This is a genomic window from Sulfuriferula sp. GW1 (assembly GCF_047300855.1).
Taxonomy (GTDB): domain Bacteria; phylum Pseudomonadota; class Gammaproteobacteria; order Burkholderiales; family Sulfuriferulaceae; genus Sulfuriferula.
On sequence record NZ_CP170197.1, the window covers coordinates 3222627 to 3241644 of the forward strand.

The 19018-nt window shown below is 58.4% G+C and carries 23 protein-coding genes; 9 read left to right on the forward strand and 14 right to left on the reverse strand.

What is annotated here, in order from left to right; genetic code table 11:
- Positions 1 to 41: 41 nt before the first annotated feature.
- Entirely contained in the window at positions 42 to 413 is a 372-nt protein-coding gene (gene trxA / locus ACFDAU_RS15830; RefSeq protein WP_413437861.1) for a thioredoxin, read from the forward strand.
- Positions 414 to 487: 74 nt separating this feature from the next.
- Here trxA and ACFDAU_RS15835 read toward each other — a convergent pair whose 3' ends face one another.
- The 10 genes from ACFDAU_RS15835 to ACFDAU_RS15880 form a co-directional block, all read right to left on the reverse strand.
- On the reverse strand, positions 488 to 988 hold the full coding sequence (locus ACFDAU_RS15835; protein WP_413437862.1) for a BCAM0308 family protein: 501 nt from the start codon (positions 986 to 988) through the stop codon (positions 488 to 490).
- Positions 989 to 1041: 53 nt separating this feature from the next.
- On the reverse strand, positions 1042 to 2664 hold the full coding sequence (locus tag ACFDAU_RS15840) for an AAA family ATPase (protein WP_413437863.1): 1623 nt from the start codon (positions 2662 to 2664) through the stop codon (positions 1042 to 1044).
- 56 nt (positions 2665 to 2720) lie between these two features.
- Entirely contained in the window at positions 2721 to 2870 is a 150-nt protein-coding gene (locus ACFDAU_RS15845) for a hypothetical protein (RefSeq protein ID WP_413437865.1), read from the reverse strand.
- 108 nt (positions 2871 to 2978) lie between these two features.
- The gene (locus tag ACFDAU_RS15850; RefSeq protein ID WP_413437866.1) at positions 2979 to 3209 is read right to left on the reverse strand and encodes a hypothetical protein; all 231 of its coding nucleotides are present in this window, start codon (positions 3207 to 3209) and stop codon (positions 2979 to 2981) included.
- Positions 3210 to 3379: 170 nt separating this feature from the next.
- The gene (locus ACFDAU_RS15855) at positions 3380 to 3778 is read right to left on the reverse strand and encodes a Lon-like protease helical domain-containing protein (RefSeq protein WP_413437867.1); all 399 of its coding nucleotides are present in this window, start codon (positions 3776 to 3778) and stop codon (positions 3380 to 3382) included.
- 16 nt (positions 3779 to 3794) lie between these two features.
- Complete coding sequence (locus tag ACFDAU_RS15860) at positions 3795 to 4196, reverse strand: HPF/RaiA family ribosome-associated protein (RefSeq protein WP_413437868.1); 402 nt, start codon at positions 4194 to 4196, stop codon at positions 3795 to 3797.
- A gap of 108 nt (positions 4197 to 4304) precedes the next feature.
- The gene (locus ACFDAU_RS15865) at positions 4305 to 5450 is read right to left on the reverse strand and encodes an FAD-dependent oxidoreductase (RefSeq protein ID WP_413437869.1); all 1146 of its coding nucleotides are present in this window, start codon (positions 5448 to 5450) and stop codon (positions 4305 to 4307) included.
- 26 nt (positions 5451 to 5476) lie between these two features.
- Positions 5477 to 5641: a rubredoxin gene (locus tag ACFDAU_RS15870; RefSeq protein ID WP_413437870.1), complete on the reverse strand. Its 165-nt coding sequence runs from the start codon at positions 5639 to 5641 to the stop codon at positions 5477 to 5479.
- 39 nt (positions 5642 to 5680) lie between these two features.
- The gene (locus ACFDAU_RS15875) at positions 5681 to 6154 is read right to left on the reverse strand and encodes a rubrerythrin family protein (RefSeq protein ID WP_413437871.1); all 474 of its coding nucleotides are present in this window, start codon (positions 6152 to 6154) and stop codon (positions 5681 to 5683) included.
- A gap of 117 nt (positions 6155 to 6271) precedes the next feature.
- Entirely contained in the window at positions 6272 to 7213 is a 942-nt protein-coding gene (locus tag ACFDAU_RS15880; protein ID WP_413437872.1) for a LysR substrate-binding domain-containing protein, read from the reverse strand.
- A gap of 188 nt (positions 7214 to 7401) precedes the next feature.
- Here ACFDAU_RS15880 and ACFDAU_RS15885 point away from each other — a divergent pair, with 188 nt between their 5' ends.
- From ACFDAU_RS15885 to katG, 8 genes are all read left to right on the forward strand, one after another.
- Complete coding sequence (locus ACFDAU_RS15885) at positions 7402 to 8049, forward strand: hypothetical protein (protein ID WP_413437873.1); 648 nt, start codon at positions 7402 to 7404, stop codon at positions 8047 to 8049.
- A 64-nt stretch (positions 8050 to 8113) separates the two neighbouring features.
- Entirely contained in the window at positions 8114 to 8632 is a 519-nt protein-coding gene (locus ACFDAU_RS15890) for a hypothetical protein (RefSeq protein ID WP_413437874.1), read from the forward strand.
- 399 nt (positions 8633 to 9031) lie between these two features.
- On the forward strand, positions 9032 to 9694 hold the full coding sequence (locus ACFDAU_RS15895; protein ID WP_413437876.1) for an OmpA family protein: 663 nt from the start codon (positions 9032 to 9034) through the stop codon (positions 9692 to 9694).
- A gap of 190 nt (positions 9695 to 9884) precedes the next feature.
- Positions 9885 to 10538: an OmpA family protein gene (locus ACFDAU_RS15900; RefSeq protein WP_413437878.1), complete on the forward strand. Its 654-nt coding sequence runs from the start codon at positions 9885 to 9887 to the stop codon at positions 10536 to 10538.
- Between the two features lie 391 nt (positions 10539 to 10929).
- On the forward strand, positions 10930 to 11847 hold the full coding sequence (locus ACFDAU_RS15905) for a L,D-transpeptidase family protein (protein ID WP_413437879.1): 918 nt from the start codon (positions 10930 to 10932) through the stop codon (positions 11845 to 11847).
- The gene (locus ACFDAU_RS15910; RefSeq protein ID WP_413437881.1) at positions 11844 to 12398 is read left to right on the forward strand and encodes a DUF882 domain-containing protein; all 555 of its coding nucleotides are present in this window, start codon (positions 11844 to 11846) and stop codon (positions 12396 to 12398) included. Before ACFDAU_RS15905 ends, ACFDAU_RS15910 begins: the two co-directional genes overlap by 4 nt.
- Positions 12399 to 12651: 253 nt before the next feature.
- A complete protein-coding gene (locus tag ACFDAU_RS15915; RefSeq protein WP_413437882.1) occupies positions 12652 to 12792 on the forward strand; it encodes a catalase in 141 nt (46 codons plus the stop codon).
- Positions 12793 to 12917: 125 nt separating this feature from the next.
- Positions 12918 to 15092 (forward strand): catalase/peroxidase HPI, encoded by a 2175-nt coding sequence (gene katG, locus ACFDAU_RS15920; RefSeq protein ID WP_413437883.1) that lies wholly within the window; start codon positions 12918 to 12920, stop codon positions 15090 to 15092.
- A 170-nt stretch (positions 15093 to 15262) separates the two neighbouring features.
- Here katG and ACFDAU_RS15925 read toward each other — a convergent pair whose 3' ends face one another.
- From ACFDAU_RS15925 to ACFDAU_RS15940, 4 genes are all read right to left on the reverse strand, one after another.
- Complete coding sequence (locus tag ACFDAU_RS15925) at positions 15263 to 16345, reverse strand: hypothetical protein (protein ID WP_413437884.1); 1083 nt, start codon at positions 16343 to 16345, stop codon at positions 15263 to 15265.
- A gap of 194 nt (positions 16346 to 16539) precedes the next feature.
- Positions 16540 to 17847, reverse strand: a complete 1308-nt coding sequence (locus ACFDAU_RS15930; RefSeq protein ID WP_413437886.1) for an ATP-binding protein — start codon at positions 17845 to 17847, stop codon at positions 16540 to 16542.
- Positions 17844 to 18506 carry a response regulator gene (locus ACFDAU_RS15935; RefSeq protein WP_413437887.1) on the reverse strand — a complete coding sequence of 221 codons (663 nt, stop codon included), beginning with the start codon at positions 18504 to 18506 and terminating at the stop codon, positions 17844 to 17846. Before ACFDAU_RS15935 ends, ACFDAU_RS15930 begins: the two co-directional genes overlap by 4 nt.
- A gap of 117 nt (positions 18507 to 18623) precedes the next feature.
- Positions 18624 to 18956, reverse strand: a complete 333-nt coding sequence (locus ACFDAU_RS15940; protein ID WP_413437888.1) for a PepSY domain-containing protein — start codon at positions 18954 to 18956, stop codon at positions 18624 to 18626.
- Between the last annotated feature and the right edge of the window lie 62 nt (positions 18957 to 19018).

The following is a 19018-nucleotide window of genomic DNA, read 5'->3' on the forward strand; positions in this document are numbered from 1 at the left end:
GCCCATTACGCTTTATCTTTCACCGCTGTCTGGAGTTTCGCATGGCCACCCTCGACCTTACCCAGGAAAATTTCGAATCTACCGTCCTGGAAAACGATTTTGTCATCATTGATTTCTGGGCACCCTGGTGCGGCCCTTGCCGCGCCTTCGCACCAACCTATGACCAGGTTTCCGAAAACCATCCCGACATTATCTTCGCCAAAGTGAATACCGAGGTTGAACAGGCTATTGCCGGCAGCTTTCAGATTCGTTCCATCCCAACCTTGATGGTGTTCCGTGAAAAGGTCATCGTCTACTCGCAGCCTGGTTCCCTGCCGGCTTCAGCACTGGAAGACTTGATTGCCAAGGTACGCGAATTGGACATGGCGCAGGTACACAAGGAAATTGCCGAAGAGCAAGCCGGACAGGCCTGAATCCCCTGACATAGCAATTATCAGCAAAGAGTACGGAGAAAATTTACTCCGTAGCTTTTGCCGCTATTGCGCACTTACCTGCTCCATTTCACTTGGAGCAAGCTCTCTTCCTCGTTGTAGTGAAATTCCAGTTCGCCCTTGAAGGCATCGTGTAACGCTTCGGCGATTTTGCGCGCCAGATGGATGTCGGTGGTGGTCACGAGTACACCGTCCGCCTGATCTTCGATTTTCAGGATGCGCTGTAGCGGATGCTCAAGCTTGGCACGCTCCTCATGGTTGCGTACCAGACTCAGGATTTCATCGCGATGCGCGATGAAGAAGGCGCCACTCAATTCCATGTAGCCAGCCGGGTAGTCGTCGTTGCTGCGATGGCAGGCCGGACACAACGCCTCGTGAGCGCCCGCGGGAGCGGTTCCCCAGTGCCAGCGACCTGCATCAAAAACGGCGCCGCATTGGGGGCAGCGCATGGGTTCCACCGGCTTGTGCTTGGATTTGTAGGTGTCGTGCACCTGTTCCTGAACCAGACGGTCGTGGCGGATGGGGTGGAACTTGGTTTGGTCGAGTTGCGGTCTCATGGCAGCACCTTTCTGACAGGGTTGGGTGGGAAAAACGTGAGATCGGCATTCGGTCAGGTCTGTCGTCGGATACGCCGCGCCAGACCTTGCCAGGTGCGGCGCAAATGCTGCGCATCGAGACTGCGCTCGGCATCGAAGCGAAACACGCAGGGATACTCGTCCGCGCCCAGGCGCTCGCGAGTTTCGAGCTGGCGTTCCAGCACAGCGAGGTTTGCCTCCGATGCGTCCGTGCCGAGATGCGCCCGCGCCTGCACACGCTGGCGCAGGGTGGCTGCATTGGCACGATAATCGACAATGATGAAGGGTACGCCCAGCGCCTGCGCCAGCGCGCGAAATTGATCGCGCTGCCAGCGGGCGATAAAGGTGGCATCCACGATCACCGGAAACCCTGCAGTGATAACCTTGCCCGCCAGTTCCGCCAACCGGTCGTAGACTGAGCGAGTAGCGTTGCGGGAATACAGGCCGGTTTCCACCCCCGAACCGGTGCGCGCGGTGGCGGGCAGGTCATGCAGGCGCTTGCGTTCCACGTCGGAGCGAATGCGTACGGCACCCAGGTTTTCCAGCGCGGATTGGGAGAATGTGGTCTTGCCGCTGCCGGACAGGCCATGGTTGACGATGAGCGCTGGCAGAGCAGGCCGAAAGAACACCTCGGCCAGTTTCAGATAGCGCAGACAGTCGCGCAGGGCGCGCACTTTTTCGGCCCGCTTCGCACCGGGCTGGTGCGCGCGGATGCCGCTCACCTTGGCCCGCACCATGGCGCGGTAGGCGAGATAAAACCGCAGCACCCCCACCCCTTCGTAGTCACCGCTGCGGGCAAGATAGGCATCGAGAAAGCGGAATGCCAGCGGCGTCTGGTTGCGCACGACAAGGTCCATGACCAGAAACGCGACCTCGCTCATCACATCGATCCAGCGCAGGTTGGGATTGAACTCGATGCAGTCAAACACGGTAATGCGCCCGTCCACCAGCGCGATATTGCCCAGATGCAGATCGCCGTGGCACTCGCGCACCCAGCCTGCCCGCCGGCGCGCCGCCAGCATGGGCTTCAGGTCAGCGTAGGCGGACTCGGTGGCGATGCTCACTGCTTCCAGACGCGCCCGTTGCTCGGTGCGAGTGAGCAGCGGACGCAACTGATCGATATTCTGGCGCGCCGGCGCGAGGATGTTTTCCGGCGTACCAAAAAGGCTGTCCGGCGTAGCCGCCGGCAGGCGGGCATGAAAATCCGCGATCAGTACCGCCAGTTCGTCGGTGTGACCGGGGCTGAGCTCGCCTCGCGCCAACAATTGGTCGAACAGGCCTGCCTGAGCGAAGCGGCGCATTTTCACCGCATACTCGAGGGCCGGCTCAACACCAATTCGCGGCGCATCCACGCTGCCGCCGATGGGCACCACGCCGAGATAAAGGTCCGGTGCCAGCCGCCGGTTAAGACGCAGTTCTTCGGCGCAGTAGAAACGACGCTTGTCGAGGGTGGCGAAATCGAGAAAACCCAGATCCAGCGGTTTCTTGATCTTGTAGGCATAGTCGCCCGCCAGTAGCACGTGGGAGATGTGGGTTTCCAGCACCTGCACCTCATTGGCCGGGTGTGGGTGGCACGCGGATTCGCGCAGCGCCGCTACCAGCCGGGCCTGTTCGGCGGGAGTGAGTTCCGGTGCCTGGTTAGCAAGTTGCGCGGACATTGGCTGTAACCTCAATTCATGGAAGGGTTCGTGGTGGACGACGGCCCGTCACCCTGCTAGCGCACCACGATCAGCGGACATTCGACGGCACCCAGCAGCGCATCAAGCGCCGCCCGCTCTGTGGGCAGGCTGGTTTCGTGCAGCACCAGAGCTGCACCGCACCCGCAGCGCACCAGTTCGGCAAGCCGCAGGACGCGGGCGGACACGGTCTGCCCGCCTAGCCCGGCGAACGCAGCCTCGCGCCGCTGCTCGAATTCTTCCGGCGTGCGCGCCGCGATCAGCACCGTGAGGCCCACGCCCAGACCTTGCACCGGCTAGAGCCCTGCTGCCAAAATTCGGTAGCCGGCCACCTCGGGCTCGCACATGACGAACACCGGCGTTTCTGCCCGCCACTGAGAACGGGATGATGTAAACGCAGCCAGGCGTCCCGACTTGGCCATCACCAGCAGATCGGCCGTCTCGGCCAGCACCTCCACCACCATTTGGCCACGCGTGACGCGGAACGTCCAGTTCGCTTGCAACGCGTGCGCTGCTTCAGCCAGCATGCGCTGCGCCCGGACAGCCTCGACCCGCGACGCGATGCGTCCAGGGCGATGAGGATGCGTTTGACGGCCAGCTCCATGACACCGGTCCTATTGTTTCTTGCGCGACTTGCGCCGCGTGCCGCTTTTTTGCGGGGTACCGATAGCGAAGAACTGACGGATTAGGGCTGAATTCAATCAGCCGTGCCGCCACCCGATAGTTCACGCAGCCGGCGGCGACATGCCGATGGTAGCGCGCAGCACAGTACAGCGGGCAGTTTCAGCGCACGCGGCTTGTGGCCGTCGCCGAAGTTGTTGACGTAGCACCAGTCGAGCGGCTGCGGCTCGGTGGCGGCGCGGCTGCCCAGATACTGGCGCAGCAGGGCGTGCTTGCCTGCACCGGCCGGGCCGAGCACATAGAGATTGAAGCCGTCGTGGCGCATACCGATGCCAAACCGTATTGCCTCCTCAGCCCGCGTCAGACCGATGGTCTCGGTCAGGTCGTCGAGTTCGGCAGTGGTGGCAAACTGGAATTTATCCGGATCGCAACGGCGACAAAGCCGATCCGCCGGCAGAGAGGTGCGGACTTGCATCGGAACACCCTCCTCGTTATTTGGCAGGCGGGGTTTCGCTGTCTCCCACGACGTCCTCTGCGCCGGCCGGTTCGGCCGCAGCAGGCCAGCTCTGGTGGGTCTTCACATCGCCGCGCTGGCGCCGGCCATAATCCTCCAGCTTGCGCTTGGCCGCGTCAAACGCATCGCGTAACGCCACGTAAATATCTTCGCTTTGGTCCCGGTTAATGACGATCTCGCTGCCCGGCACCGTGAGATCAATGCGTACATTGAACAGCTTGCCCTGATGCTTGTGTTTGTGGGGCAGCTCAATGACGACACGACAGCCCATCAGCGGCGGGTAAAACAGTTCGAGTTTGGCGGCTTTTTCACGAATGTGGTCTTCCAAAGCTGTGGAAGCGGGCATGTCGCGTATGGTGATTTGCAGAGGTATTTGCATGGCTGCTCCTTTTGGCCGGCTGAATGTTTTAACCCATTACATTATTCATCATAGACGTGGAGCCCCAACCCCGACAGGCATAAAGATTGGTCCGGCAAACGAATCAGCTCAGGGCATCAGCGCCGGGAGTTGCCGGGCCAATGCCTGCCGCTGGCCGGCCTGTTTACCTGTCAATGCGAAACCAAGCAGGTCTTGCCCCTCATCCTGATACAGGGCACATACGCCTTCTTCCCCGCAGGCTACCTGCCAACTTCCGGCCACCTCACCTGCAACCGTGGCGACCGCAACGGGACAGGCCGGCGTTTTCACTATCACCGGCATGGCGGGATATACCACTTCAGTCGGCGTGCCTGCGAGCGTGGCAGCCAGCGCTCGTGCCTGCGCCATGAGCGGCATGACATAAGGCAGCACATGGCCCGCCACCTCGGCGCAATCGCCCAGCGCATACACATCCGCTGCGCTGGTCTCGAGCAGGCGGTTAACCTGAATTCCGCGCGCCGCGCGGATGCCGGCCGCTTGCGCCAGTGTCACGCGCGGGCGCAGGCCGATTGCAGCAAGAACGGCATCGGTGGCGATCACCGCACCATCGTCCAGGGTTACCGCATAGCCCGCCGCCGCGCGGTTAACCGCAGTGGCGGTATGCCCGAGATGCCAGGTCACCCCCACCCCGGCCAGCCCGCGCTGCAAATCCTGGGCTGCAGCTTCGGGGAGCAAACGATCCAGCGGGTACAGGGCCGGATGAACAATATCCACCAGATGACCTGCGTGCGACAGGTCATTGGCAAACTCACAGCCGATCAGCCCGCCGCCCAGAATCGTCACGCGCCTGGTACCGGTGATCCGCTCGCGAAAACGCGCATAGTCCATCAAATCATTGACTGACAGCACGCTATCCGCTGCATCCCCCGCCAATTGCGGCCGCACCGGGTCGGCACCCAGCGCCAGCACCAGCTTGCTGTAGGCGATGACGCGCTGCGCGGCGCGCACGCTGCGAGCCACCGGATCAATGTCCTCAACCCGGCTAAACACCAGCACTTCGGCGTTGAGCTGCTCCGCCATGGCCGGAGCAAAGGCACCGGCCAGCTGATCGGCCGTTTTACCCTGCGCCAGTGCATTGGAGAGCAGCGGCTTGCTGTAATAGCGTCCATCATCCGCAGTGATGATGACCAGCGGCACGGCCTGGTCCAGCTTGCGCAACTCGCGCGCCAGCGTGTAACCCGCGAGGCCGCTGCCAATAATGACGATGGGTTCCATATATTTTTCCTTTGCCAAGTGCTTTCCTATACTGCCACCATTTCAAAATCGGCCTTGGCGACACCGCAGTCGGGACAGGCCCAGTCTTCGGGGATGTCCTGCCAGCGTGTCCCGGCGGCAATTCCTTCCTCCGGTAAACCGACCTCTTCGTCATAAATAAAACCGCACACGATACATGTCCATACTTGCATTTTGTTCTCCTGAATTCAAAGAATGATTAACCAAGTGCCTTACGCTGTCACTTGCGCGAGCGTGTCGCGATAATGATTGGCGTGTTTTTCTTCCACTTTGGCGAGCGCCGCGAAGCGTTTCGCCGCCTTTTCCAGAATTGCCTGGAAGCGCGCAGCGTGTTCCCTGGATTCCGCGATCTGCTCGTCCATTTCCGCTACTGCGGCGTGGTTGCCTTCTTCGACTGCCGCATGACGAAAGTTGGGATACATTTCGGTGTACTCGTAGGTTTCGCCCTCGATCGCCATTTCCAGGCAGCGCGTTGGCGTCATCTCGGTCTTTGGATAAAGCAGATCAAGGTGGCCGAAGGCGTGCTGCACTTCTTGTGTGGCAGTTTCCTCAAACACTTTGGCAGAGGCCTCGTCACCCGCGGCACGGCACATTTTAGCGAAGTACATGTATTTGATATAAGCCATCGATTCACCCGCAAAAGCGGACTCGATGTTTTTGATAGTAACGGATTCGGGGTATTTCATTTTGCATCTCCTTTTGGTTTGGGTCAGGCGGGGCGTTCACCCCACGCTTCGCATGTTACGGAGATGCGATAGATTAATATAATTGATTGTTATTATTTGATAGATAGATAAAGACTATTACTCTATAACCGGTGACAGATGCTTCTGCACGCACGGCAAATCGCTACGCAGCACCGCTTGGCGCACCGCTTCCAGCGCCTGCGGACGGGTAAAGCTTTTGCGCCAGGCCAGGGCCACCGGCCGGTCCGGGGCGGGGTCGGAAAACGGCCGGAACGCCAGCAGCCCCTGCTCTGCCGCCCCGGTCGGCACCGCCGTGCACGGCATCACCGTAATCCCCGCCCCGGAAGCCACCATGTGACGTATGGTTTCCAGACTGCTTGATTCCAGCGTTTTCTGCATGCTCCCCGGCGCGGCTGCCGTGCGGTTCAGCGCCGGGCACACCTTCAGCACCTGATCGCGGAAGCAATGCCCCGAGCTCAGCAGCAGCAGACTCTCTTGAATCAATTCGTCTGCATGAATGGCAGACTTCGCACACCATGCATGACCCGCCGGGAGCGCCACTTGAAACGGTTCCGTATAGAGCATCTGGGTTTCAATGCCGGGTTCGTCGAACGGCAGCGAAATAATGATCGCATCCAGCTCACCCCGCTTGAGCTTCTCTGCCAGCTTGGCAGTAAAGTTCTCTTCGAGCAGCAGCGGCATCTGCGGTGCCAGCGCGTGCACCTGTGGGATCAGCTGCGGCAACAGATAGGGAGCAATGGTATAAATCGCACCTAGCCGCAACGGCCCCACCAGCGGGTCCTTGCTCTGCTGCGCCAGCGCCTTGAGATCACCGGCCAGTTCCAGAATGTGCGCCGCCTGCTCGACAATACGCATGCCGGCCGGGGTCACTGTAACCTCGTTGTTGCCACGTTCAAACAACGTCACGCCCAGCTCGTCCTCCAGCTTTTTGACGCCCACGCTCAACGTGGGCTGAGACACAAAGCATGCCTCTGCTGCATGCCCAAAATGGCGCGAGCGCGCGACGGCGACGATGTAACGCAATTCCGTGAGAGTCATACGGCGGAGTGTAACCCAAGCCCATCTGTAATCGAAATGGCAACGCCTGCGAAATGCCGTGGCGCCTCCTTCATTCTTCAATTGGCCCGGGTTTCAAAAATACAGCTTAAACCTAACTGATGGATTGCTCTGTGCGTAGGCGCACGGTGCTTTCCCCCCGGCCGGTATATTGTGTCTTTTATGTTCCGATGCTTGCCAAGTACTTAAGAAACATTTTAGTGGATGCTTGTCACAATCTAGTTATCTTCAGCGAAAGGTCAAATATTATGGAAACCATTCTGTCCGATCGGTTTGATACATGGGATAAAGCCGCAAAAACCGCTCAGGTGTTAATGAATACAACAGGTGTCAGCCAGGAAGATATTTGTGCGTTTTATGTAGGGCCCGCTGGGCATCATGCCGCTTACCCCATCGGGGGCGACCACCATTCCGACCCGGCGGCGGACGATGCACATCACAACAGCATGCTTGGCGGCGCCATCGGGGCCGGAATTGCAGGATTGGCCACCTTGCCAGCCGGGCCCGTCGCAGTTGCAACCGGAGCTGTAGTGGGCGCTTACACAGGTTCCCTGGTAGGTTCATTGCAAGGCATGGATGACACAGCCGATAACCCCAATGCATCAGACCTTACTCCTCGCGCCTCGGGCGTTATAGTCGCCATCAGGGTCGAAGAGCCAGGCAACGCAGAGAGCTTGGTAGTTCAAAGTCTGGAACAGGCGGGCGCACAGGATATCGAAAAAACAGAGGGCCAATGGCGCAATGGCGAATGGGTGGATTTTGACCCTGTCAGACCAGTCCATCTGCTACATCCCGCCGGCAAAGAGGATAAAGAGTAATTACGCGCTCTTCATATGCTCCTCCCCAGAGATTCTTCGGATATATCGCGACAGGAAATATTTCATGGACAAATACATACATAAAATAGCTGGTATCTATAGCAACAAATCTGCTGCAATCAAGACACGCGATTTATTAATTGAACAGGGATTCAATCTTGAGCAAATAGATATATTACTTCCTTCGGAATCCTACGATGACCGCAAAATAGAGCCCGAAGGTAACGAAGTCCTGCGCGAGGTGGTCAAGGATGGCGCCATCGGAACTATCGTTGGCGGTGGGGTCGGTGCCTTGGGGGTGGCCGCCCTGGCGGCTGCGAATATAAGCCTTTTTCTCGCTAGCCCCTTGCTTGGTCCGCTCACGATAATTGGCTGGGGAGCGAGCGTTGGAGCTATCGCCGGAGCCTCCGTGGGGGCCGGGATAAAAGAAGGCCGGTTTGCAGATCTTGTGAAAGGCGCACTTAATAGCGGACATACGGTTCTGATTGTGCACGCCACCACCGAAACGCAAACCAAGATTGCACGGGACATGATTAAAAATTCGGTATCCGACACCGATACCAGTGCCATACAATCCGTATAAGTCCACCGGATCATCTTCCCCTTCCTGCTACTTGTACTTGACACCAAGCGCTTCATTACTAAACTAATTAGCAAGACACGTCTTGCTCTTGAACAAGAAATCGAACGGAATTAATCCTTCCTTAATTTATCACCCACTCGATTGAACAGAGACAAGGTGGAATGAATAAGGTCGCCTTCTCAGTCAAACGATGTCTGGAAAACGGGTTTCTACTTTGGTTATGTTCGATAGCGCACAGAGCAATCAAAAAATTTTAGCGTATACTAAATCTATCGTATTCGAACGGGTTTTATTTTAATTAATTAACTCTCATAATACGTGACTGCAAGTAATAGCAATGGTGCCATTTCCTAAAATGGCTGAGGTCAATTTCTTTATAAACCGGTGGGAGAAGTAAACATGACTGCAACAAAAAAATTGATTATCGCGAGCATTGCTGCTGCATTATTGCCTAGCATGGCTCTGGCGGCGAATCCAACCAACTACGGATATCTGGTCGACACTAACGGCAAAGTCGTAAAAGATAACTACGGCGAGTGCTGGCGCACTGGTTACTGGACTCCTGCGATGGCGACCGCTGAATGTGATCCGAATCTGGTGAAGAAAGAAGAACCGAAACCCGAGCCTGCGATGGCAGCTCAAGAACCTGCACCAGCGCCAGCACCAGCGCCTGTGCCCGTTACGGTTCAAAAAGTAAGCTTGTCAGCCGATGCGCTGTTCGATTTTAACAAGGCAACTTTGAAACCCAAAGGCAAGACCACCCTCGACGATTTCGTGCGCGATCTCGAATCCGCCAAATACGATGAAGTTCATGTAGTCGGCCATGCCGATCGTATTGGCAGCCATGCTTACAACCAGAAGCTGTCGGTACGCCGTGCTGATTCAGTAAAAGACTATCTGGTAAGCAAAGGCGTTCCTGCTGACAAGATTAGCGCTAAAGGCGTGGGCGAGACCGAGCCAGTTACCAAACCAGGCGAATGTGTCGGCCGCAAGAGCCCTAAACTCATCGCCTGCTTGCAGCCTGACCGCCGCGTTGACATAGAAGTAACCGCAACCAAATAATCTGCAACCGCAAATTATTCGCCTCAAGTCTGCCTGCTGCTTGTTTTTTCTTTAGCAGCAGGCATCTGCTCCTCCCTCCGTTTATATTGTTTCAGCCAGGGCTTTTCAAGTATCCTGGGTTATCTACTCAAGGCATAAATTCAAAGTGCTTGCGAGTATCTCCAGAGGTTCAATTCACTAAGGAATCACTATGTATAAGCTAACCATAAGCGCCCTAGCAACAGTATTTGTGATATCCGGCTGTGCGAACATGACGCCAACCCAGCGTGGCACAGCTACGGGTGCGGGCATAGGCGCAGGTGTCGGCGCCGTCATTGGGGCGGCCACAGGCGGCGGCGGTGGACGGCGGACTGCTGCCGGAGCAGCGCTGGGCGGTGTAGCGGGCGCAGTTGCCGGCAATATCTGGTCCAATAAAATGGAAAATCAGAAACGGGCAATGGAACAAGCCACCCAGGGAACCGGCGTGCAAGTCAGCCAGACCGCGGATAACCGGCTAAAACTCGAGATTCCTAGCGATATTTCATTTGACACCAACCGGGCAGATATCAAACCCAATTTCCGGCCTGTTCTGGATAAATTTGCGGCAAGTCTGGTTGAGAATCCTGTTACGCTGGTGACCATCGTCGGCCATACCGACAGTACCGGCAGCGACTCGATCAATGATCCCCTATCTGTTGAACGTGCCGCCCGAACCCGTGACTATCTGGTCACCAGGGGCGTGGCATCAAGCCGTTTCACTGTAGACGGTCGCGGTTCTCACGAGCCAGTCGCTTCAAACAGCACCGAAGCAGGGCGAGCCAAAAATCGCCGCGTAGAAATTTTTGTGGCCGAACAGCAGAGATAATCAACCTTTCCGCGCAGCGAACTGGCTGCGCGGCTTTCCTTTTTTTAATTAAATTTAGTAACGCCAGTACCCAACATATCGTCCGCTCAATAAAACAGGCTCGGAATGAGAGTTCGACCATAAACCAGGCGGAACGCCCATCATTGCGGGCAAAGATGGGTTCTTTCCATGCCGTCGATTGATCCGCAGTTTGTATCTCACTCCCGCCATATGGGGATTCAGCTGATCCTGGCGTCACCTCCCGGCGCGACCAAGCTAAACACAGCACCGAAAAACAATTTAACGACTACCCTCAACCCGACACGCCGGAGATATGCTTTGCATGACTGGGGCATTGTCCGGGCGGTACGGTTGCTCAGTGGCGGAGACAGCGGAAAGATGATGGAGAAATATGAATAGCCAGATCCTAATGAAGTTCGCATTGGGAGTGTTCATGGTCTGGATTTATGTCGCTAAAGCGCAGGACATGACGGCGTTCCCTCCTCTGCTTACAGGTGGGCAATTTGAATATGTCGTACAACCCGGCGATTCACTGACCCACATTGGCGCCCGCTTTGGTATCGATCAGTCCGTTCTTGCACGGATGAATGACATGAAATCCAGCACCAGGCTATTACCAGGCCAATTATTGCAGATAGATAACCGTCACATCGTCCCGGAACAACTGGAAGAAGGCATACTGATCAACCTGCCGCAGCGCATGCTGTATTATTTTCAGGCGGGCAGGTTGGTGGCCCATTATCCGGTGGGGCTGGGGCGCCCGGACTGGCCAACACCGACAGGCCCCTTCTTCACGGCTAACCTGCAGGAAAACAAGACGTGGCATGTTCCCAAGTCGATCCAGGCGGAGATGCTACGGGAAGGTAAAGTTGTAAAAACCAAGGTACCGCCAGGGCCAGACAATCCGCTCGGCAAATACTGGATTGGACTGACCCTTCCGGGAATTGGCATTCACGGCACCATTGCGCCGGCCAGTATTTACCATTTCCAGAGTCACGGTTGCATCCGCTTGAACCAGGATGACATCGCAACGCTTTTTCAACAGGTACGCAGCGGTCAGTCCGGCAAGATCATTTATGCTCCTGTACTACTGACACAACTTGAAGATGGCCGCATTTTTCTGGAGGTGAACCGCGACATTTATAAAAAAGGGATGGATCCGGTTTCTCTCGTGGAAAATTTAGCCCGGGCCCGAGGGTTGAGTAACCTGATAGATTGGCATAAGGTAGACAACACGATTCGACTGAGAGAAGGGCTGGCCCGCGAAGTTGAGTTACCAGCCCCGGTTCAAAATGGAGATACGCCATGAAAGACTCAAACCGCCGTAAATTTCTAAAACTGGGGGTGCTGGCTGCCGCAGCGGGACTGGCCTCTTCACCCGCTCGCGCAACACTGAGCGGAGTTCTGGCGCCGGAACGATCATTGGCTTTTTATAATATTCATACCGGGGAAAACCTCCAGACCGTCTACTGGGCAGAAGGTGCCTACATCCCCCAGGCGCTGAACGACATCAACCACATTCTGCGTGATTTCCGCAATGATGAGACCAGGATCATGGCGCCCGAGCTGCTTGATTTGCTGTACCGCTTAAATACTGTGATTGATGCCCGCCAGCCTTTCCATATTATTTCCGGCTACCGCTCTCCCGCCACCAATGCCATGCTCGCAGCACGCAGCCAAGGGGTAGCCAAACACAGCATGCATCTGGATGGCATGGCCGCCGATATTCGTGTTCCCGGTCGTGAACTTATCCAGGTGCGCCGCGCGGCACTCATGCTGCGAGGCGGCGGCGTGGGCTATTACCCCAACTCCGATTTTGTCCACGTGGATGTGGGCAGGACTCGCCAGTGGCAGGGTTGAGAGTCTCTGGAAAAGTAGATTTATGATGGAAAACCATCAGCCGCGATGAATGACGCTTTACTACGACTTCATAGCGGCCGCTGCGCGCATTGCCGTCTTGCCTCCTGATAAAACAAACCGCAATAGCAAATTTCAATTGCAAGGTTTGAAATAAACAATTGGTTAAATGATGTTGCATGGTCTTGAATGGAGACTGCACAGGCGCACGCATGTCTGTACAGAATGTTCACTATGCGGATCAAAGGAGATGAAAATGCGCGAATGCCCTTATATGCCCCCCACCGCCGTTATGCCTGTAGCCCGCAACCAGAATTCGCAAACGGCCGACCCGCGCAGTCCGGTACTGATGCAGGATTATCAGCTGATGGAAAAGAGGGCGCATTTCAACGCCTAACCCGTGAGCATGCAAGGGATGCAGATGTACCTGCGGCACATGCACGGTAACCCGCCTTTCACAAGATCGTAGCCGGACTCCAAATCGGGCCGCGTCATTGATTCTAACTTTCATTGGAGAAACACATGACAACCGAAGCGAAATGCCCATTCCATCCCACCGCCGGCACTGGAAAATCCAACCATGATTGGTGGCCGAACCAGTTGCGCCTCGAAATCCTGCACCAGCATACCCCGCAGTCCAGCCCGATGGGTGAGGACTTCAACTACGCTGAGGAATTCAAGAAGCTCGACCTTGCGGCCGTGAAAAAGGATCTCACCGCCCTGATGACCGACTCGCAGGACTGGTGGCCGGCGGATTACGGCCACTACGGCCCTTTTTTCATCCGCATGGCGTGGCACAGTGCCGGGACTTACCGCACCGGCGACGGCCGCGGCGGCGCGGGGCACGGCAATCAGCGTTTCGCACCGCTCAACAGCTGGCCCGACAATGTCAACCTCGACAAGGCGCGCCGGCTGCTGTGGCCGATCAAGCAGAAGTACGGCAGGAAAATCTCCTGGGCCGACCTCATCGTTCTTGCGGGCAACGTCGCCATGGAGTCGATGGGCTTCAAGACCTTCGGTTTCGCCGGCGGACGCGAGGATATTTGGGCGCCTGAGCTGGACGTCTACTGGGGCAATGAAGAAAAATGGCTGGATGACAAGACGCGCTATTCCGGCGAGCGCGAGCTCGAAAATCCGCTTGCTGCGGTGCAGATGGGCCTGATTTACGTCAACCCGGAAGGTCCGGGCGGCAACCCGGATCCGGTTGCGTCCGGCCGCGACGTGCGCGAGACCTTTGCGCGCATGGCGATGAACGACGAAGAGACGGTGGCGCTCACCTGCGGCGGCCACACCTTCGGCAAATGCCACGGTGCGGGTCCGGCCACGCACGTGGGGCCGGAGCCCGAAGCCGCGCCCATCGAGCAGATGGGCCTGGGCTGGAAGAGCAGCTTCAAAAGCGGCAAGGGCGGCGACCAGATCGGCAGCGGACTGGAAGGTTCGTGGACGCCGACCCCGACCCAATGGGACATGAGCTATCTCGACATGCTGTTCGGCAACGAGTGGGTCGTGGAGAAAAGCCCGGCGGGCGCCTGGCAGTGGACGCCGAAGCGGGAGACCGACAGCAACCAGGCTCCGGCCGCCGACGATCCGTCGAAGCGGGTGCCGATCATCATGACCGCTGCAGACATGGCGATGCGCATGGATCCGATCTATGAACCGATTGCACGGCGCTTCCACAAGAACCCGCAAGAATTTGCCGATGCCTTTGCCCGCGCCTGGTTCAAGCTGACCCACCGCGACATGGGCCCGCGTTCGCGCTATCTCGGTCCCGAAGTGCCTGCCGAAGAGCTGGTCTGGCAAGACCCCATCCCCGCCGTCGATCATGCCTTGATCGACGACCAGGACGCCGCCGCCCTCAAAGGCAAAATCCTGGCGTCCGGGCTGTCCGTTTCGGAGCTGGTCTCGACCGCCTGGGCCTCGGCGTCCACGTTCCGCGGTTCCGACAAGCGCGGCGGCGCCAACGGCGCGCGCATTCGTCTGGCGCCGCAGAAGGACTGGGAAGCCAACCAGCCCACGCAACTGGCCAAGGTGCTTGGCAAGCTCGAATCCATCCAGCGTGAGTTCAACGCGGGCGGCAAGAAGATCTCGCTGGCCGACTTGATCGTGCTGGCGGGTTGCGCCGGGGTCGAGCAGGCGGCGAAGAATGCCGGTCACGCCGTGACGGTACCGTTCACGCCGGGGCGCATGGACGCCTCGCAGGAGCAAACCGATGCGAACGCCTTCGCCGTGCTCGAGCCCATCGCGGACGGCTTCCGCAACTACCAGAAGGCCAAGTACTCCATCTCGGCCGAGGAGCTGCTGCTCGACAAGGCACAGTTGCTGACGCTTACCGCACCCGAGGTGACGGTGCTGGTGGGTGGCATGCGCGCCCTGAATGCCAACTTCGGACAGTCCCAGCACGGTGTCTTCACCAAACAGCCGGGGGCGCTCACCAACGACTTCTTCGTCAACCTGCTCGACATGGGCACGAGCTGGAAACCAGTGCCGGATGCTGAAGACGTGTTTGAGGGAACCGACCGCGTAACGGGCGAACGCAAGTGGACCGGCACCCGCATCGACCTGGTCTTCGGTTCGAATTCCCAGCTGCGGGCGCTGGCTGAAGCCTATGGCAGTTCGGACGCACAGGAGAAGTTCGTCCATGATTTTGTAGCGGCCTGGAACAAAGTGATGAACCTCGATCGCTTCGATCTCGCGTGATCCCGGGTGCGTCAGTTTGGACGCCGCTACAGGGCCGACCCGGATTACGCTAGCTGGGTTGCCGCCGGGCTGAGCATCAAGCTCGGCGCAATCATCGCCAAGGTCGCGTAACTTTAGACTGATGCAAACCGCCGCCCCGGCCTGCGCCATGCAGCCGGGGCGGTGGCGTTTCAGACGGGCGGATTTTTCAACATCTCCGCGATAATTTTAACCACCTGCTGCGCCCCGTTCGACCGTACCGGTGGGGGGCACGGTTGCGCCCATAGCGCGGCCAGGTCACTCGCTAGCTCACCGCTGGCGATAGCCGCTGCCGACACCTCCAGACAGCGACCATTTCGTACCAGCCAGTCAACCAGATACAGCTCTTCCGGCCAGTCCACACGTCGCAGATAGAGCAATGGCACGCCATTGACCGCCGCTTCGGCGAACAGCCCATAGCCCGGTTTGCCGATTACCGCATCGCACGACGCCAGCACATCGGTAAACGCCATGCCCAGCGGTTCGAAGGCATACGCGTCAGCATGCTGCACGCGCCAATCCTGCTGCACCAGCCATGTCACCCCGGGCAGGCGTGGCCAGGATTCCATCGGCGGCCTGAAATGCATGCCGCCCATATTCACCAGCACCAGTTTTTCATCTGGATTCAACCCCAGTTGCCTGTTGATATGCGCGCGCAACGATTGCCCGTATTGGGCCACCGGGCCCACAGCGACACGGTTCGGCAAGTCATGCATGGGCATGGCGGGCTCGAGTCGGATGAAGCGCTCCGCCCCGGCGTAGGCCGCGCGCATCTCGCCCAGTATTTCAGCGGCTTCGGGACGCCCGCCGCAGTAATGCGCATAGATGTCCGCCCAGTTGAGCGAGCACAGCCCGGCAGCAGGGATACCTGCACGTTTGGCTGCTGCCAGCGGCAGGTAGGCGACGTTAGCGAGCACCACGTCGGGCGCGGCATGGCGCAACAGCACAGTGTAATCCGCCACATGCCGTGCCCAGTCGCGATGAAATACCTGATAGCCGCGCGCGCTGGCGTCTGCGTCCACTTCCACCGCACTGACCATCGCCATGGTCACGTCGCTGGCAGACTGGATGTGGGTAAAGGGCACGCGGATGCGGCGCGCGATGACCTCACGCGGCGCGGCGCATTTCACCGTCAGCCGCAGATCGGGGTGCTGTATCGCGCAAGCGTTGATGACCTCGGCGGCCTGTGCTAAATGGCCGTAGCCGTGGAAGGAAATATCGAACCAAATATGCATGAATTTGAAAAAATCAGGTCGCCACAGAGATCACAGAGAACACAGAGATAAAGCGGGTTCCACATGTTTTTCGGTGCATCTGGAGGGCGAAACCAATATTAACTGCAGCCCGTCGTTTTATCTCTGTGATCTCTGTGGCTGAATTGTAATTTTAAGGATGGCATGTTCGGGGCGCATTGGGATTATGCGTAATTTTATCCCGGAAAACGCACCTCAACGCGCAGCCCCGAACCTTCCGGGTTATCGGTAAGCACCACCACCGCACCGTGTTGCTCAGCAATGTTTTGCACAATCGCCAATCCCAATCCACTGCCGGTCACACCGCTGCCTTCGCGCCGGTAAAAGCGGTCGAACACGCGTTCGCGTTCTTCGATGGGGATGCCCGGCCCGTTATCCAGCACGCTGAGCACAGGCTGGCCGTTCGCCCGTTGCACATTGACATCCACCCGGCCGCCCGATGGCGTGTAACGGATGGCGTTGTCCACCAGATTGCCGAGCAGGATGCGCAAGCTGTCGGCGTCTCCCTGCGTGCCCACCTCCACGGCATCCGCGGCGACACCCAGATCAATATTGCGGCGCTCCGCCAGCGGGCTGCGGTCGGCAACCACTTGCCGGACAAGTTCAGCCAGATTCACCGCCGCGAACTTGCGCGTCGCCATGCGCGGTTCCTGACGTGCCAATGTGAGCAGTTGGGCGACCAGATGGGTGGCACGATCCAGGCGTTCATGCAGTTTGGCGATGGCGGCCGTGCGCGCAGCCGGCGTGTCGGCGCGCTCGGCCAGTTGCAGTTGCAGCTTTAACGCGGCGAGCGGAGTGCGCAGTTCATGCGCCGCATCGGCGACAAATGCGCGCTGCGTGGCAAGCGCCTCTTCGAGGCGTTCCAGCAGATTATTCAAGGCGTCCACCAAGGGACGTATTTCCGGCGGGAGATTGTCGTTTGGCAATGCCTGCATGGCATCGGGGCTACGTCGCCGCAACGCATCGGCGACACGCTGCAGCGGCGCCAGACTCCGCCCCACCGCCACCCATATCAGCAGTGCCAGCGCCGGAATCAAAACGGCAAACGGCAACAGCGAGCGCGCGGCCAGCCCGGCGGCCAGTTCCTGACGCACCGAGGTAGGCTGCGCTACCTGAATAATATGGCCATGCCGTGTAATCGCGTAAACACGCCACTGCTCATCCCGGGTCGTCACCGTATGAAACCCGTTGGGCAGATAGCGCGGCAATGCAAGCGCCCGATTGGAGGCATACAGCGGCTGTCCGTTGCGGTCCCACACTTGCATCACGATATCCTGATCTTCCTCGGGGTCCGGGCCCCATAAAGGTGGCGTGGGTAAGGTGAGTTGCGCGGGCAATGAGGCAGCCATCTGCTTGAGCTGATAATCAAACAACTCATTGGCTTCCTCGTGCACCTGCAGATACAGCACTGCCCCGGCCAGCAGCGAGCTGAGCAGCATCCCACCCAATAACCAGATCAGCAACTGCTGGCGTAATGGCCTCATGCCGGGTTGGCCACTTTGTAGCCGACGCCGCGCACGTTGCGGATGAAATCGGCGCCGAGTTTTTTGCGCAGGCGATGGATGTACACCTCCACCGCGTTGCTCTCGATTTCCTCATTCCAGCCGTAGAGTTTCTCCTCCAGTTGCGCCAGCGACAACACCCGGCCGGGCGGGTCGAGCAACGCCTGCAACAGCGCGAATTCACGCGCCGACAAGGTCAGCGGCTGGCCCTGAAAACTGGCCTCGTGGCTGGCCGGGTCGAGGGTGAGTCCGGCATGGCTGATGCCCGGCTGGGCGCGCCCCGCGTGACGCCGCAACAAGGCGCGCACGCGCGCGAACAACTCATCCAGGTCAAACGGCTTGACCAGGTAATCGTCCGCGCCTGCGTCCAGCCCCTTGACCCGATCCGGGGTGGCATCGCGCGCGGTCAGAATCAGCACCGGCGCTGCGCCGCCGCACTTGCGGTAATCCGTCAGCACCTCCAGCCCCTGCTTTTTCGGCAGCCCCAGATCCAGCAGTACCAGGTCGTAGACCTGATTGCCCAGCGCCAGCTCCGCACCGCGCCCGTCGCGCACCCAGTCCACCGCGTAGTTTTCGCCGTGCAGACCTTCCTCGACGCTTTCGCCTATCATCGCGTCGTCTTCCACCAGCAGTATTCTCATTGATTTTCTCCCGCCTTTGCATCTTCGCACTCTGCCCGGTTCATCCCATAGTCGCAAACCGCAAATGACCAGCGCAAAAACCCCGCCAAGGGGCGGGGCTATGCAGGCCTCGTTCATTTAGTCGGGGTTGGGGCCTTCTTCCTTGTTTTCCAGCACCTTGCCGGATTGCGCATCCACGCCGACCTCATGGGTAACTTTACCCTGACGGATATCAAACGAATAGCGCAATCCGCTGCCGCCATTTTCCTTTTCCAGCTCCTCGTCAGTAATCTTGCCGGGGTGTGCCTTGAGGGCAATGGTGCGTGCCTCGGCCATGGTGACTTTGGCATTGTGGGCCAATTTCTCACCTGTATAAGCCTGGGCGGAAACGACGCCGCCTAACAGCGCGGCGGCGATTAAAATGGAAACGAAGTGAGGACTACGAACGCTTTTAAATGCTTGCTTACTCATGATATTGCTCCTGATCCAGTCAATGCGGCCAGGCGACATTGCCTTACCGAGATTGCATTCTG

Excerpts from the sequence above, each read along its gene's own strand:
- trxA (WP_413437861.1), top strand. The coding sequence starts at position 42 with ATGGCCACCCTCGACCTTACCCAGGAAAATTTCGAATCTACCGTCCTG.
- ACFDAU_RS15835 (WP_413437862.1), bottom strand. The coding sequence starts at position 988 with ATGAGACCGCAACTCGACCAAACCAAGTTCCACCCCATCCGCCACGAC.
- ACFDAU_RS15840 (WP_413437863.1), bottom strand. The coding sequence starts at position 2,664 with ATGTCCGCGCAACTTGCTAACCAGGCACCGGAACTCACTCCCGCCGAA.
- ACFDAU_RS15850 (WP_413437866.1), bottom strand. The coding sequence starts at position 3,209 with ATGCTGGCTGAAGCAGCGCACGCGTTGCAAGCGAACTGGACGTTCCGC.
- ACFDAU_RS15855 (WP_413437867.1), bottom strand. The coding sequence starts at position 3,778 with ATGCAAGTCCGCACCTCTCTGCCGGCGGATCGGCTTTGTCGCCGTTGC.
- ACFDAU_RS15860 (WP_413437868.1), bottom strand. The coding sequence starts at position 4,196 with ATGCAAATACCTCTGCAAATCACCATACGCGACATGCCCGCTTCCACA.
- ACFDAU_RS15865 (WP_413437869.1), bottom strand. The coding sequence starts at position 5,450 with ATGGAACCCATCGTCATTATTGGCAGCGGCCTCGCGGGTTACACGCTG.
- ACFDAU_RS15870 (WP_413437870.1), bottom strand. The coding sequence starts at position 5,641 with ATGCAAGTATGGACATGTATCGTGTGCGGTTTTATTTATGACGAAGAG.
- ACFDAU_RS15875 (WP_413437871.1), bottom strand. The coding sequence starts at position 6,154 with ATGAAATACCCCGAATCCGTTACTATCAAAAACATCGAGTCCGCTTTT.
- ACFDAU_RS15880 (WP_413437872.1), bottom strand. The coding sequence starts at position 7,213 with ATGACTCTCACGGAATTGCGTTACATCGTCGCCGTCGCGCGCTCGCGC.
- ACFDAU_RS15885 (WP_413437873.1), top strand. The coding sequence starts at position 7,402 with ATGCTTGCCAAGTACTTAAGAAACATTTTAGTGGATGCTTGTCACAAT.
- ACFDAU_RS15890 (WP_413437874.1), top strand. The coding sequence starts at position 8,114 with ATGGACAAATACATACATAAAATAGCTGGTATCTATAGCAACAAATCT.
- ACFDAU_RS15895 (WP_413437876.1), top strand. The coding sequence starts at position 9,032 with ATGACTGCAACAAAAAAATTGATTATCGCGAGCATTGCTGCTGCATTA.
- ACFDAU_RS15900 (WP_413437878.1), top strand. The coding sequence starts at position 9,885 with ATGTATAAGCTAACCATAAGCGCCCTAGCAACAGTATTTGTGATATCC.
- ACFDAU_RS15905 (WP_413437879.1), top strand. The coding sequence starts at position 10,930 with ATGAATAGCCAGATCCTAATGAAGTTCGCATTGGGAGTGTTCATGGTC.
- ACFDAU_RS15910 (WP_413437881.1), top strand. The coding sequence starts at position 11,844 with ATGAAAGACTCAAACCGCCGTAAATTTCTAAAACTGGGGGTGCTGGCT.
- ACFDAU_RS15915 (WP_413437882.1), top strand. The coding sequence starts at position 12,652 with ATGCGCGAATGCCCTTATATGCCCCCCACCGCCGTTATGCCTGTAGCC.
- katG (WP_413437883.1), top strand. The coding sequence starts at position 12,918 with ATGACAACCGAAGCGAAATGCCCATTCCATCCCACCGCCGGCACTGGA.
- ACFDAU_RS15925 (WP_413437884.1), bottom strand. The coding sequence starts at position 16,345 with ATGCATATTTGGTTCGATATTTCCTTCCACGGCTACGGCCATTTAGCA.
- ACFDAU_RS15930 (WP_413437886.1), bottom strand. The coding sequence starts at position 17,847 with ATGAGGCCATTACGCCAGCAGTTGCTGATCTGGTTATTGGGTGGGATG.
- ACFDAU_RS15935 (WP_413437887.1), bottom strand. The coding sequence starts at position 18,506 with ATGAGAATACTGCTGGTGGAAGACGACGCGATGATAGGCGAAAGCGTC.
- ACFDAU_RS15940 (WP_413437888.1), bottom strand. The coding sequence starts at position 18,956 with ATGAGTAAGCAAGCATTTAAAAGCGTTCGTAGTCCTCACTTCGTTTCC.